General features: G+C 62.6%; 14 protein-coding genes, 1 tRNA gene and 1 pseudogene. 11 read left to right on the top strand and 5 right to left on the bottom strand.

Going from position 1 to position 13629, the window contains the following annotated elements:
* Positions 1-235: 235 nt before the first annotated feature.
* From MYCSM_RS08415 to MYCSM_RS39015, 11 genes and pseudogenes are all read left to right on the top strand, one after another.
* The gene (locus MYCSM_RS08415) at positions 236-496 is read left to right on the top strand and encodes a hypothetical protein (RefSeq protein ID WP_015305720.1); all 261 of its coding nucleotides are present in this window, start codon (positions 236-238) and stop codon (positions 494-496) included.
* On the top strand, positions 489-2690 hold the full coding sequence (locus tag MYCSM_RS08410) for a type IV secretory system conjugative DNA transfer family protein (protein WP_015305719.1): 2202 nt from the start codon (positions 489-491) through the stop codon (positions 2688-2690). The genes MYCSM_RS08415 and MYCSM_RS08410 overlap by 8 nt, the downstream gene beginning before the upstream one ends.
* Before the next feature lie 173 nt (positions 2691-2863).
* Complete coding sequence (locus tag MYCSM_RS08405) at positions 2864-3670, top strand: replication-relaxation family protein (protein WP_232425743.1); 807 nt, start codon at positions 2864-2866, stop codon at positions 3668-3670.
* The gene (locus MYCSM_RS08400) at positions 3667-4689 is read left to right on the top strand and encodes a DNA-methyltransferase (protein WP_015305717.1); all 1023 of its coding nucleotides are present in this window, start codon (positions 3667-3669) and stop codon (positions 4687-4689) included. The genes MYCSM_RS08405 and MYCSM_RS08400 overlap by 4 nt, the downstream gene beginning before the upstream one ends.
* A gap of 83 nt (positions 4690-4772) precedes the next feature.
* On the top strand, positions 4773-5102 hold the full coding sequence (locus MYCSM_RS08395; RefSeq protein WP_015305716.1) for a hypothetical protein: 330 nt from the start codon (positions 4773-4775) through the stop codon (positions 5100-5102).
* Between the two features lie 122 nt (positions 5103-5224).
* On the top strand, positions 5225-5848 hold the full coding sequence (locus MYCSM_RS08390; RefSeq protein WP_335337507.1) for an antirestriction protein ArdA: 624 nt from the start codon (positions 5225-5227) through the stop codon (positions 5846-5848).
* A 164-nt stretch (positions 5849-6012) separates the two neighbouring features.
* A complete protein-coding gene (locus tag MYCSM_RS08385; protein WP_015305714.1) occupies positions 6013-6402 on the top strand; it encodes a helix-turn-helix domain-containing protein in 390 nt (129 codons plus the stop codon).
* A gap of 52 nt (positions 6403-6454) precedes the next feature.
* Complete coding sequence (locus tag MYCSM_RS08380; RefSeq protein WP_015305713.1) at positions 6455-7126, top strand: ImmA/IrrE family metallo-endopeptidase; 672 nt, start codon at positions 6455-6457, stop codon at positions 7124-7126.
* Entirely contained in the window at positions 7123-7458 is a 336-nt protein-coding gene (locus MYCSM_RS39020) for a helix-turn-helix domain-containing protein (protein WP_015305712.1), read from the top strand. Before MYCSM_RS08380 ends, MYCSM_RS39020 begins: the two co-directional genes overlap by 4 nt.
* Positions 7455-8825 (top strand): tyrosine-type recombinase/integrase, encoded by a 1371-nt coding sequence (locus tag MYCSM_RS08370; protein WP_015305711.1) that lies wholly within the window; start codon positions 7455-7457, stop codon positions 8823-8825. The genes MYCSM_RS39020 and MYCSM_RS08370 overlap by 4 nt, the downstream gene beginning before the upstream one ends.
* 178 nt (positions 8826-9003) lie before the next feature.
* Positions 9004-10038: pseudogene (locus MYCSM_RS39015) on the top strand (recombinase family protein); the annotation flags it as partial.
* A gap of 33 nt (positions 10039-10071) precedes the next feature.
* On the opposite strand, the gene MYCSM_RS08360 reads toward MYCSM_RS39015, so the two are convergent.
* The 5 genes from MYCSM_RS08360 to pgm form a co-directional block, all read right to left on the bottom strand.
* Positions 10072-10290, bottom strand: a complete 219-nt coding sequence (locus MYCSM_RS08360; protein ID WP_157681295.1) for a hypothetical protein — start codon at positions 10288-10290, stop codon at positions 10072-10074.
* A 6-nt stretch (positions 10291-10296) separates the two neighbouring features.
* Complete coding sequence (locus MYCSM_RS08355) at positions 10297-10569, bottom strand: hypothetical protein (protein WP_041311558.1); 273 nt, start codon at positions 10567-10569, stop codon at positions 10297-10299.
* 31 nt (positions 10570-10600) lie between these two features.
* Positions 10601-10676, bottom strand: a tRNA-Ala gene (locus tag MYCSM_RS08350).
* A 56-nt stretch (positions 10677-10732) separates the two neighbouring features.
* Positions 10733-11995, bottom strand: coding sequence for an MFS transporter (locus tag MYCSM_RS08345; protein WP_015305710.1), 1263 nt, complete (start codon positions 11993-11995; stop codon positions 10733-10735).
* Entirely contained in the window at positions 11992-13626 is a 1635-nt protein-coding gene (gene pgm, locus MYCSM_RS08340; RefSeq protein WP_015305709.1) for a phosphoglucomutase (alpha-D-glucose-1,6-bisphosphate-dependent), read from the bottom strand. The genes MYCSM_RS08345 and pgm overlap by 4 nt, the downstream gene beginning before the upstream one ends.
* Positions 13627-13629: the final 3 nt, after the last annotated feature.

The raw sequence follows: 13629 nt of genomic DNA, 5'->3' as shown, positions 1-13629 counted from the left end.
TCGCGATCGTCGGCTTAGTCGTGGGTGTTGGGATCGTTGTAATTCGTACGTTGCGAAATCGATGGTGAATCAAGGCAATTCGATCTCGAGGCGATTCGTTCCTATCGATGTTGTATTTATGTACGAGTGCTATTGAGCTTTGAATCAATTCAACGCATAGTGAGTGCAGACTCTTTGAATTGATTCAAAGGCAACGTCATTCATCAAATCTACTCAATTGTGAGAGGGGCAAGCTATGTCAAAAACAGGACGACCAAACTATCGCCGCGGCCAGCGCGGTGCACCAAAAGCCGAGCGGCACATCATCGTCCGCAGTGTTAAGCGCGAGTCGCCTGACCTCCGGAAGCTGAGCCGGGCGGTCATCGCTATGGCGCTGCGCGAGGCCGAAGCTGAGGCAGAGGCGCGGGTAGCAGCAGCCAAGAACGACGTCACACCGTCCGAGCGGCATAGCGCAGCGTCGGTCAAACCATTCGACGAGGAGGTCGGCCATGACTGATCAACTCGACCTCCCCCTCACCGCCGATTCGCTGGTGTGGCAGCAGTTCTTTTGGCCGCAACCGTTTTCGGAAGCTGCCGCTTTCGGCTTGCTGCGCTATTGGGCCGCGTTGAAACACGCGCCGCAGCTGATCCTGGAAGCGCGCTCCGACGTCACCGGTGTTGAGTATCTGGTCGGGAGCCCACTGCGGCACGCCCAGCCGGTCCGCCACTCGGTGCAGCAGCTCGTTGACGGCGCGATCGTCACCAGTTTCGAGGCCGCTGATCGCGAACAGATGAGCACGGCCCGCCGCCTGCAGCTCACAACCACCAACCGGCCGCTCGAACCGTCTGACCCTGTCGCGTCCGGTCGCTCGATTCTGCATGCACTCATGGCCGTGGGGCGCGGGGAGCGGCTGGCTATCCAAGTAGTGCTCGGGCCACGCCGGCAACCGCGGCTCGGCCCACCAACGCCCAGCCGAGACGGCCAACCGGTGATATCCAAAGTGCTGCACGGCGTTCTGCCCGAAAATCGGCCAGATGGCAGGCAAGCTCTGATCGAGAAGCTCGGCCAACATGGCTTTCAGGCCGCGGTGCGGATCGGCGTCCACGCCACGACAGCCGAGCGTCGCCGCACACTGCTGCTCGGCCTTGCGGCCGCCATCGGCACGGTCGAAGCGCCCGGCGTGCACCTCAAACTAAAGAGCGAGAAGGCCGAACGCCTCAACACACCGCGTTCGTCATGGTCGATGTTTATGCCGTCGCAACCGCTCAACGTCGTCGAGGTCGCTCGGCTGACCGGCTGGCCGCTCTCCGATCGCGATGAGCCGTTTCCCGGGCAACCGCCGAAGCATCCAAAGCCAGTTCTGCCCAGCACGGCTGCGCAAACGGGTGAGCGGGTGGTCGCAACGGCCAATGCGCCTGGGGCACAGGGCACTATTGCCTACAACGTGACGGACGCGCTCCGCCACACGTGGGTCATTGGTCCTAACGGCGTCGGCAAGTCGACGCTGCTACTCAACCTAAACGTCCAGGATATGGAAGCCAATCGGCCGGTGGTCGTCATCGAGCCGAAAGACCTGATCCGTGACCTGCTGCAACGCATACCGGAACACCGCAAGCAAGACATCGTCGTGCTCGATCCGTTCGATGAAGCGCCGGTCGGCATCAACCCGCTCGACAGCAGTCATCGCCACGGCCGTCCGCCGGAAGTCGTCGCCGACAGTCTGTTTGGCACCTTCAGAGCGATCTACGGTGACAGCCTTGGCCCACGGTCTGCAGATATCCTGCGCAATTGTCTTGATGTTCTGGTACGGCGCGATGATGCCTCGCTGACGATGATTCCGCTAATACTGACGAATCCCGGCTTTCGCCGCTCGCTGACCCAGCGGGCAATGCGCGACGATCCGTTCGCCGCTGGACCGTTCTGGCAGTGGTTCGACAGCCTCTCCCCGGAGGCGGTCGCGAACATCGTTGCGCCATTGAGTAACAAGCTGCGGCCGCTGCTCTCCAAGCAGCTGCGTGCAGTGCTGGCGCAGCGTTCGCCCAAGTTCAACATCCGCCAGGTTTTGAACGAGAACAAAGTCTTGCTCGTGCCACTCCAGAAGGGTGTCATTGGCCCCGAAAGTGCACAGTTACTCGGTGCCCTCGTCGTGGCGGAACTCTGGCAAGCCATTCGCGAACGGGCCGGAACGCCGGAAGCTACGCGCACACCGGTCATGGTCTACATCGACGAGGTGCAGGACTATTTGCGGCTGCCAACTGATTTGGGCGACGCCTTAGCCACGGCCCGTAGCCTTGGCGCGGCCTTTCACGTGGCGCACCAGTACGAGAAGCAGCTGCCGCCGGCCATGCTGGACGCCTTCCGCAACAACGCCCGCTCACGCATCGGGTTCCAGCTCCGTCCTGGTGACGCCAAGGAAATGGTGGCCGGGCAGTCCGTCTTGAGCGTTGAGGACTTCACGACGCTCCCGGCGCATCACGTCTACGCCAGCCTCGTCCGCGACAACGCCGTCCAGCCGTGGGCTTCAGGCGTGACGAATCCACCACCACCGATCACCAGCGACCCCGAGGAGATTCGCCGACTGAGCCGCGAACGCTACGGCCAGCCGCTCAACGAAATTGAGGCTGGCTTCGCTGAGCTCCTCAGTGGCGCAAGCACTGCCGACGGCGCAGATGACGTCGGTGTGCCGAAACGGCGACGGAGACAGACATGAAAAGGGAAGAACACAACCACACCACTGATGCCAGCCCTACCGGTCGCCCGATCCCACACCCGTTCACGTCCACTAACAAACCACCTCTGACCTCGTTAAACCACGACCTAATGGCTCCGAATGATGGTGCCCATACAGGCACCACAACCGCCAAGCCGCGTCGCATGCAACGCATGAAAACTCTCGACATCGCCGAGCTGGCGAACTGGCTCAATGAGCGTGACTTCGCCATTCTCCGTTCGGTCGATGAACACCAATTCCTCACCGTCCGGCAAGTGGAAGTGCTCCACTTCGCCAACCATGCGCCGGTTTCCGGCTCTCGCATCGCTCGGCGAACGATGGCTCGTCTCCGCGACCACCGCCTCCTGGGCACACTGAAGCGACGGGTCGGCGGTGTGAGAGCCGGTTCGGCAGGCCTGGTGCACTACCTCGATGACGTCGGCAACCAACTGCTGCATGGGGGACGCACACGACGCGTCTACGGGCCCTCAGCGCGGTTCGTCAGCCATCGCCTGGCAATCGCGGACAGTCACGTGTCGCTCATCGAGGCCGACCGGTACGGTCAGCTCGAACTCGTGGCATGCGCCGTCGAGCCGGCATCGTGGCGCCGATTCACCGGCATCGGGGCCGCACGCCAAATCCTGAAGGCCGACCTGTACGTCGAAACCGCTACCGCAACCGACAGCGAGTTGGTGCATCCATGGTTCGTCGAGATCGATCTCGGCACCGAAAGTATTCCCACGCTCATCAAGAAATGCCGCGACTACGAGACCTATCGACGGACCGGAATCGAGCAGGAGCAGGGCGGATTTCCGCTCGTCGTCTGGAGTATGACGCACCCTGATCCGCGAACGGCCGAGCGGCGGCGGCTCGACCTTCACAAGGCAATTGAGCGTGACCGCACTCTGCCTGCCGCCCTGTTCCGCATCGTCGCGCCCAATCAACTGAATGCCTTGCTGCAGAAAGGAGGTGATCTATGACCGAACCCCGAACAACCACAACCCCCATCCCTCGCCGCGAGCTGCTCGTCGGCGACGCGCTCGAACGCCTTCGTGAAGTACCGGACGCCTCCATCGACATGGTCCTCACCAGCCCGCCATACTTCCGCCTGCGCGACTACGCCGCCGACGGCCAGATCGGTTTGGAGGGCAGCGTCGACGACTGGCTCGACAAACTGGCCGCCGTTTCTGACGAGATTCACCGCGTCCTGGTACCGACGGGCAGCTTCTGGCTCAACCTTGGTGACACCTATGCGACGCACCCCTCACAGGGCGCACCGCGCAAGAGCCTGCTCATGGCACCCGAGCGGCTGGCACTACGGCTACAAGCATCCGGCTGGATCGTGCGCAACAAGATCGTCTGGGCCAAGCCGAACCCGATGCCGATCAGTGTGACGGACCGGCTCAGCTGCACCTACGAGTTCGTTTACCTTCTCACCAAAGCGCCGCGCTACTTCTTTGACCTCGACGCCATACGCGTGCCGCACCGATCACGGATCACGCGGCCGTACACGGTCCGCCGACCAGTCGAAGGTTGGCGCGGACCCAATAGCGACACCGCCACTGGCCTTGACGCCATCAAAGCCAGAGGCAGAGTGGGCCATCCGCTGGGCAAGAACCCTGGCGACGTCTGGACACTGGCCACCAGCAGCTTCCGCGGCGCCCACCACGCCACGTTTCCGCTTACTCTGGCGACTCGGACGATCGAGGCCGGATGTCCGGAAGCCCGCTGCAGCGTCTGTCGGCTGCAGTGGCGGCGACGGGTCATCCGCGCCATCGGCGGAACTGCCATGCGGGCAGCGCTGGCGGCGACTTGCGACTGCGACGCGCCCAGCGAGCCGGGATTGGTCCTCGATCCATTCATCGGCAGCGGCACGGCGGCCGTCGCAGCGGAAGCACTCGCGCGCGACTGGCTCGGAATTGAGATCAGTCCTGAGTTCGCCGCTATGGCGAGAACCCGGATTGCGAACGCGCGATCAACCGACAAGCGGGCTGCATGATGGTCAGCCCTCGTCGGTGTCATGCGGTCGTTCCCGTAAGCGCACAACGCGTTTACCGGCCGCACAGCACCGAGGAGGTCGCAATGTCCATTGCGGACGAGTCGGCCACGGGCTTCAAAACCCTTGGTATCCGGCTCAACCCCGACGTCCATGCACAGCTCAGCTTCATCGCTGGACTGCGCCCGGGCAAGGGCACTATCACCGATGAGATCCAGGTCGCCATCGCCGAGCACATCGCTCGAGCGAAGGACGATCCGGAACTCCGCGGCAGGGCGGACGCGGCACGCGCCGAGATTGAGCGTGAAGCCGCTGCCCGCCAGGCAGCTATCGCCACCTTGTTCGCCAGCGGCGATCAAGCACCGGCCCGGCCAGTCCGCCGGGGCCAGAAAGGAGGCGAAGGCGCGGAGAGCTGACCTGTCGGTCAGCGCCTCTGGTGCAGGGCCGGCGGGAAGTGGATCGAGTGCTATGCGCTCTCCATTTCCCGACCGGCCCCTCATAAACCAAATGACTCGATCAACTCAGGTGAAAGGAGGTGATGATGAATGAGAAACAACCACAGACCAATTCGGGCGAGGAACCCTCCGCGAGCCCAGAGCTGCAGGGCGGTCACGAGACTGAGCCCCGACCAACTCCACGGATCTATGTCGCCAGCCTCAGCGACTACAACAACGGCGTCTTGCACGGACAGTGGATGGACGCCGCGCGCGATCCGGCCGACATCTATGCCGACATCAACGCCATGTTGGCTCAGTCTCGGCAGCCCGATGCTGAGGAATTCGCCATCCACGACTACGACGACTTCGGTGTCTGCCGGATCGGCGAATACGACTCGATCGACCGGGTGGCGCGGATCGCTCAGGGCATCCACGAGCATGGCGATGCCTTTGCCGCCTGGGTATACGTCAGCGAAGGTGCGTCGGAGCGGTTCGACGACTTCACGGAGGCATATCTGGGCCATTACGACTCAGTTATTGCCTATGCCGAACAGCTTATTGATGACTTGGGTTACAACCACGAACTTGACCGCCTGCCAGAGTCGCTGCGTTCGTACCTTCGCTTCGATACTGACCAACTCGGGCGAGATCTCGTATTCGGTGGGGATATTCACGTCGTCCCGTCGCCAGACGGCGGCGTGTGGCTGTTTGACGGCCGATCCTAGCCGATGCCACAACATAGCGACTGCCTGCTCGCCCATCGCCGACGTAGGAAATCCTCTCCTACACAACAACTTTCGTGTTGTGAAATTGACAATCGACATTGAACGAATTCAAAGACCAGGCGTACAATTGAAAATGAGTGGAAATAATAAGGGAGACAACCGAAATGACGCCAGAGCAGACAGTTCACCTCATCAATCTCCTTGCATCAAAGCGGGCGGAGGCTGGTCTGAGTACCGCCGAAGTTGCGCGCCGCGCCGGTGTCGATGTCGGGACCGTCTGGCGCATCGAGCAGGGGCAGATCGCCAACCCGCGGCCCGAAAGCTTGCAGGTCATCGGCGAGGTGCTCGGCATTCCAGCTAGTGACCTCTTTGCCACCGTCGGTTGGGTGCCACCAAAGGAATTGCCGACTATGCGGCCCTATCTCCGCACGAAATACCGGGCGCTGCCAGCCGACGCAAGACAAGAGATTGAAGCCCACTTCAACGCTGTCGCCCGTAAGTACGGCATCAGCTTTAACCAGAACGAAGGCCCGGTCGACGGAGAAGACGAATAGCGATGTAGCACAACAATTAACGCCCTCCCAATTGGGACGAAAGGAGACCGCCATGCACCAAGAAGATCAATCGTACTCAACGAGTGTGCTCGCGCAGCTCCGAGCCGTCATCCCGGTGCATGCTCAAGTGAGTTTCGCCGATGCACTACGCGTTGCGGAACTCCAGGCCAACAAGCTGATCGAACTCCATGGCATCGTCACTGGTCCCGTACCCACCGAACTGATCAGCGAGTTGCCGAAGCTGACTGTTGGTTACACCGGCCGCCTGGTCTCCGGCGCCACCTTCTGGGACAAACATCACCAGGTATGGGTGATTCAGTTGTCGCGGACCGACTCTCAGGCCCGCCGCAGGTTCACACTGGCGCACGAATTCAAACACATCATCGACCACGGACGGCAGACAATCCTGTACCGCGGGACGCGAAGGATCACCGCGGTCGCTCAAGCGGAGCAAGCCGCTGACTACTTCGCCGGGTGCCTCCTCGTACCACGCCGACTCTTAAAGCAAGCCTGGGGCAACGGCATCCAAGATCCCAGCGAGCTTGCGCAACTGTTTGAGGTTAGTGAGCAAGCGATCGCGGTGCGACTGCGACAAACGGGGCTGGTCGATGGTCGGTTTCGGCACGTACCTCGGCCGTTTCCTTTGGCCGCAGAGCTTGAGCCCGAACCTGACGATGAAGGCGAAGTTTCCAAACCCGTGGAAGAGGAAGGACTAGCGGCGTGAGCACCGCCATTGATATCCATACGCGTCGCTTGTTGCGCGTCCTCGGCGAGACAGCGCTTCGCCTATCTGACGGCCAGCCGGTCGATCACCAATGGCTTGAGAGGCAACTTTCCGCCGCGGTTTTGGCAGCATCATCAACGGTAGGCAGTGAGAGCAACCTTCTCACCGTGCCGGAAGCCTGCGCACAACTCCGCATTAGCCGATGGAGCTTCTACCGACTGATTCAACAGCAACGCCTGACCACCGTCACCATTGGTCGGCGCCGGCTAGTGCCGCAAGCCGAACTCGAGCGATTTGTTTCGATTTTGAGCGAAACCGGAGGCGCGGCATGACGGGACGACGGGCAACTGGTGAGGGCACAGTCTATCGCCGGAAGGATGGACGTTGGGAAGGCGCTGCCTACCTACCAACCGCGAGCGGCAAACGTCGTCGAATTCGGGTCTATGGCACGTCGTCGCACGACGCGAAAGCGAAGCTTACTGCCCAAATGGCCGCGGCCGAACGGGGTATACCCGCGGCTGATCGGTCGTGGACCATCGCCCAATATCTCGACTATTGGATGCGCGAGGTCACGCCAATAACTCTGCGTCCGAAAACCCTCGAAGGCTATGAATCCGTCATCCGTGTCCACCTCAAGCCGTGGCTCGGCGCGCAGTCACTGACGCAACTTTCCGTCACCACACTCCAGCAGATCTTGAACCAACAGCTCGCGAACGGCCATTCAGTGCACACCGTCCGCTCAGCTCGAAAAGTGCTGAGCGCGGCCCTGACGCGGGCCATGCGTGAAGACCTCATCCCGAGGAACGTCGCTCGCCTGGCGTCACTGCCACGCTGGGAGCGCAACGACATCACACCGTGGACGGTGGCCGAAGCGGGACGGTTCCTGGCTGCCGCCCGGCGCGAACGGTTGTATGCGGCGTTCTTACTCTTGACCCTCTACGGCATGCGCCGTGGCGAAGTGCTCGGCTTGCGGTGGAGCGATATCGACTGGGACCAACACCAACTGCACATCCGCCAGCAACTCCAGCAAGTCCGCGGCCAGATTTACCTCGGGCCGGTGAAGACCAACGCCGGCAAGCGCGACTTGCCACTGCTCGCGCCCGTTCGCGATGCCTTGCGCCAGCATCAGGCCGCAAGCGCGGACATCGCCACCGAGTCCGATCTTGTCTTTCTCAGCGATGAAGGCACGCCGCTGTGGCCGCGCAACTTCGTGCGCGTGTTCCAGCGACTACGTGAGCAGGCGGGACTGCGTCGCATCAAGCTGCACCATCTGCGCCACACCGCGGCCACGCTGCTCAAGAACTTCGGTGTTCCCACCCGCGACGCCCAGCTGATCCTCGGCCACGCCCACATCACTACGACCCAACAGCTGTATCAGCACGGCGACGTCGGCGCCCAACAAACAGCGCTCGACCGCGTGGGTCGAGCGCTGCTCGTGTCTGCTGATGACAGCGGCCGTAGCCGTCAGAATCAGCCGTCAATGGCCGAATCTGTTGTCATCAATGCATCATTTCAATCTGGAGGGCCAGCGGGGGATCGAACCCCGGACACCCTGCTTAAGAGGAGATTTTCGCTCGGTGAGCGCAGCTCCCTCACCTCTGTAATCACACACCTACGAGCACGGACACAGGCGCAGGTGCTCGGCGTTGTTGCCGTCAGAAGTAGCCGTCAAACAAGCATCCGACGCGAAGGATGCTGACGCATGACTTTTAATCCAATCAAATTGTTGACGCACGTACTTGGTGTTGTCACGTACTTGGTGTTGTAGCCGTCAGGAGTAGCCGTCAAGTTCTTCAAACGGGCAGCCCCTGACCGCTTTTCACCCAAGACACAGGTATATATCAATCCCCACAAGGACCGTCCCGAATGGAGAACCCGTGACAACCGCCGTGATCTACCTCAGGGTCAGCACCAAGGAACAAGCCACACGCGGCAATGAGGCAGAGGGGTTCTCAATCCCCGCACAGCGACAGGCATGTGAACGCAAAGCACAGGAGCTCGGCGCGGCCGTCGAACGAGAATTCGTCGACGCCGGTGAGTCCGCCAAGTCGGCAGACCGCCCGGAACTGCAGAGAATGCTTACCTACCTTGCCGAACACCCGACCACCTATGTGATCGTCCACAAGATCGACAGGCTCGCGCGCAACCGAGCCGATGACGTGCAGATCAACCTCGCGATACAAGCGGCCGGTAGCACGCTCGTCAGCGTCACCGAGAACATCGACGCCACGCCGAGCGGCGTCCTCATGCACGGCATCATGTCGAGCATTGCCGAGTTCTACAGCCGGAATCTCGCGAACGAAGTCATGAAAGGCGCCAAACAGAAGGCACTGAACGGCGGCACACCAACGATCGCGCCGATCGGCTATCTCAACGTTCGCGAAACGGTCGATGGACGCGAAGTCCGAACCGTCCGTGTCGACGCTGAGCGTGCGCCCCACATCGTCTGGGCATTCGACCAGTACGCCACCGGAGACTGGACGCTGTCGGGACTCGCTGCTGCGCTTGACGCCCGCGGGCTGTCGCAGCGGCCAACAGCAAAACGACCCGTGCGGCCGCTCCCGACGAACAAGCTCTACAAGGTTCTCCGCAACCGGTACTACCTCGGTTACGTCACCTGGCAAGGCATCGAGTACCCCGGCATCCATCAGCCGCTCATCGAGGTCGCCACATTCGAGCAGGTTCAGCACGTATTGGCCGCGCACCGCCAATCTGGCGAGCGGTCCTATCGTCGACGCCATCACCTAGCAGGAGCCCTGCACTGCGCGCGCTGCGAGTCAAAGCTGATGTACGCCATCTCGACCGGGAAACAGGGCACGAAGTATGCCTATTGGTTCTGCGGCGGTCGGCACAATGCCAAGAACGGTTGCGGTCTTCCATATATGGCCGAGAACCGCGTCGACGCTGCCATTGTCAGCCTTTGGCGCAAGACTCAGATGCCGGCGTCAACGCTTGCGACGATCCGTGCCAGCCTGGCAGAAGACCTGGCCGCCTTCACTGTTCATTCCGACCGGGAGCAGACGCTCGTGCAGCGCCGCATCGATGACATCAAACGCGAACGCCTTAAATGGGCCGATCTCGCTATGGACGGAGCCGTGCCGCGAGACATCGCCCGTGACAAACAAACCGCACTCGCCAACCGTCTCGGCCAACTCGAACACCAACGGGCATCACTTGAAGCAACCACTGTCGACCACGTGGCCACCATCGACAAAGCCCTCGACCTCGTCGGCCGCTGCGGCATTGCCTACGAGACCGCACCTGAGTCGATCCGGCGCGACTTCAACCAAGCCTGGTTCGAACGAATCCTGCTCGATGTAGAAGACGGTGGCACAGTCGTCCACACCGCCGAACGGACAGACATCTTCGAGATCCTGGCGACGGCCACCGTCGGTGATGATGCCAAACCGGGACGTCAGGACGTCCTGAATATGCGAACCCATTCGACCGTCAAGGGTTCGATGGTCGTCTCTTTGGTGGAGCTAAGGGGACTCGAACCCCTGACCCCCACACTGCCAGTGTGGTGCGCTACCAGCTGCGCCATAGCCCCGTGAAGTTGTGCCCATCGAAGTTACACCACCTGCGGTTCCCGCTCAAAATCGCAGGTCAGGGCAGTTCGCCACCAGCCTCGGGGCCCAGCGCGCGCGCCGGCGTGTGCTCGCCCGGGCGCACGCGGGTCTCGGGAGCCAACACCCAGCCGACCGCTGCGGCTAGCAGAATTCCGCCGCTGATCACGAACGCCGCACCGAAGCTGACATGCTGCGCGATCTCGCCGACCGCGAGCGAGCCGACGATCGCGCCGGCGTCGGCCATCATCTGGTACGTCGCGACGGCCGTGCCGCCGCGGGCCTTGCTACCGATGATGTCGGCGACGGCGGCCTGCTGCGGCGAGGTGAACATGCCCGCGGCAGCGCCGGCCACCAGCGCACCGGCCAAGAACAACGTCAGCGATGACGCTAGGCCCACCGCCATCGTCGCCACCCCTGACACCGACAACCCCACGATCAGCAGTGTGCGTCGCCCAATGCGATCCGACAGATAGCCACTTGGAATTACGGCGGCGACGTTGCCGACCGCGAACGTCGCCAACGCCAGCCCCGAGACCCGCGGCCCACGATGCAGCAGTTCAGTAACGAACAAGGGCACCAAGGCAATACGCAAGCCGAACACCGACCAGCCCGTCGCGAAGTTCGAGAACAGCGCCGCCCAATACGCCTTGTTGCGCAACGCAATTCGCAGCGTCACCGGATCTTCGGTATCCGTCGCCGGCGCCGCCACCGCCGAATGCCTGAGGTTGATGAACACGACGGCCGCCGCGATCATCAGCGCCACGCCATAGATCGCGAACGGCGCCGACAGGCCCAGTCCTGCCGTCAAGCTGCCCAGCACCGGGCCGCCGACGGACCCGATCAGGAATGAGCTCGAGAACAAACCGGCGACACGGCCGCGGGCGTCGGGCGGCGAGATCCTGATCATCAGCCCCAGCGAGGACACGGTGAACATCGCGGACCCAAACCCGCCGAGCGAGCGGAACAACAACAACTGCCAATACGTCTGCGCGAATGCGCACGCGCCCGTCGACAGCGCGACGATCAGCAGTCCGCTGACGTAGACCCGCCGCTCCCCGATCTTCTGCACGAAGAGCCCGCTTGCCGGTGCGGACACCAGCCGCATCAGGGAGAACGCAGTGATGACGAACGTGGCGGCGCTGATGCTCACGCCGAAGTTGCGAGCGTACTGGGGCAGCACCGGCGAGACCACGCCGTAGCCGAGGGCGACCACTACGTTTGCGGTGATCAGAACCCAGACTTCGCGCGGCAGCTTCGGCTTGGGGTCAGCCGGACACTCGCCCTCCGCGACAGAACTCACGCTATGACTGTATTCACCACGTCCTTGGCCGCTTGCTGGACCTCTGCGAGGTGCTCAGGGCCCTTGAACGACTCCGCGTAGATCTTGTAGACGTCCTCGGTGCCCGACGGCCGGGCCGCGAACCACGCGTTCTCGGTCGTCACCTTCAGGCCGCCCAGCGCCGCGCCATTGCCCGGCGCGGTCGTCAGCTTCGCCGTGATCTGCTCGCCCGCCAACTCCGTTGCGGTCACCTGCTCGGGCGAGAGCTTGGCCAGTCGCGCCTTCTGCTCACGGTTTGCGGGCGCATCGATGCGGGCATACGTTGGCGCACCGTACTTTTCGGCCAACTCCGCATACCGCTGCGACGGCGTCTGCCCCGTCACCGCCAAGATCTCCGAGGCCAGCAGCGCGAGAATGATGCCGTCCTTGTCCGTCGTCCACGTCGACCCGTCACGACGCAGGAACGACGCGCCAGCACTCTCCTCACCGCCGAAACCGATTGTGCCGCCGATCAATCCGTCGACGAACCACTTGAACCCAACCGGAACCTCCAGCAGCTTGCGGCCCAACCCGGCGACAACCCGGTCAATGATCGACGAGCTGACCGCCGTCTTACCCACCGCCGTCGAAGCCGGCCACTCCGGCCGGTTCGAGTACAGGTAGTCAATCGCCACCGCTAGATAGTGATTCGGGTTGAGCAGTCCGCCGTCGGGTGTGACAATCCCATGCCGGTCGGAATCGGCGTCATTGCCAGTGGCGATCTGATATTTGTCGCGATTGGCGATCAGCGACGCCATCGCGTTCGGCGAGCTGCAATCCATCCGGATCTTGCCGTCGGTGTCGAGCGTCATGAATCGCCAGGTGGCGTCGACCAAGGGGTTGACCACCGTCAACTGCAGGTTGTGGCGCTCCGCGATGGCACCCCAGTAGTCGACACTCGCCCCGCCCAGCGGGTCGGCGCCGATACGGATCCCCTCGGCGCTGATGGCATGCAGGTCCACGACGTTCGGCAGGTCCGCCACGTAGGCGTCCATATAGTCGTGCCGTTGCGCGGACTGCAGCGCACTGGCCAGCGGCACCCGCTTCACACCCTTGAGCCCGTCGCGCAGAATCTCGTTGGCCCGCTTGGCGATGACGCCGGTGGCGTCGGTGTCGGCGGGACCGCCGTTTGGCGGGTTGTACTTGAACCCGCCGTCGCGCGGCGGGTTGTGCGACGGCGTTACCACGATGCCGTCGGCCAGATCACCGTCGCGGTCGCGGTTGAACGTCAGGATCGCGTGGCTGACCGCGGGCGTCGGGGTATAGCGATCGGCCGAATCTATCATCGCGACAACGTCATTGGCGGCCAGGACCTCGAGCGCCGAAGCCCATGCCGGCTCCGACAACGCATGCGTGTCGCGGCCGATGAACAGCGGCCCCGTGGTGCCCTGCGCCGCCCGATACTCGACGATCGCCTGGGTCGTCGCGACGATGTGCGCCTCGTTGAAGGCCGCATCCAGACTCGAGCCGCGGTGCCCCGACGTTCCGAACACCACCTGCTGATCCACGTTGTCCGGGTCCGGTTCGACGGTGTAATAGGCCGTCACGACCTGAGCCACATCGATGAGGTCTTCGGGTTGTGCCGGGGTGCCGGCACGTGGATTCGCAGCCATAGC

The organism is Mycobacterium sp. JS623 (genome assembly GCF_000328565.1).
GTDB lineage: Bacteria > Actinomycetota > Actinomycetes > Mycobacteriales > Mycobacteriaceae > Mycobacterium.
The sequence above is the reverse complement of the archived record's forward strand: the minus strand, read 5'-3'. Positions and strand labels throughout refer to the sequence as shown.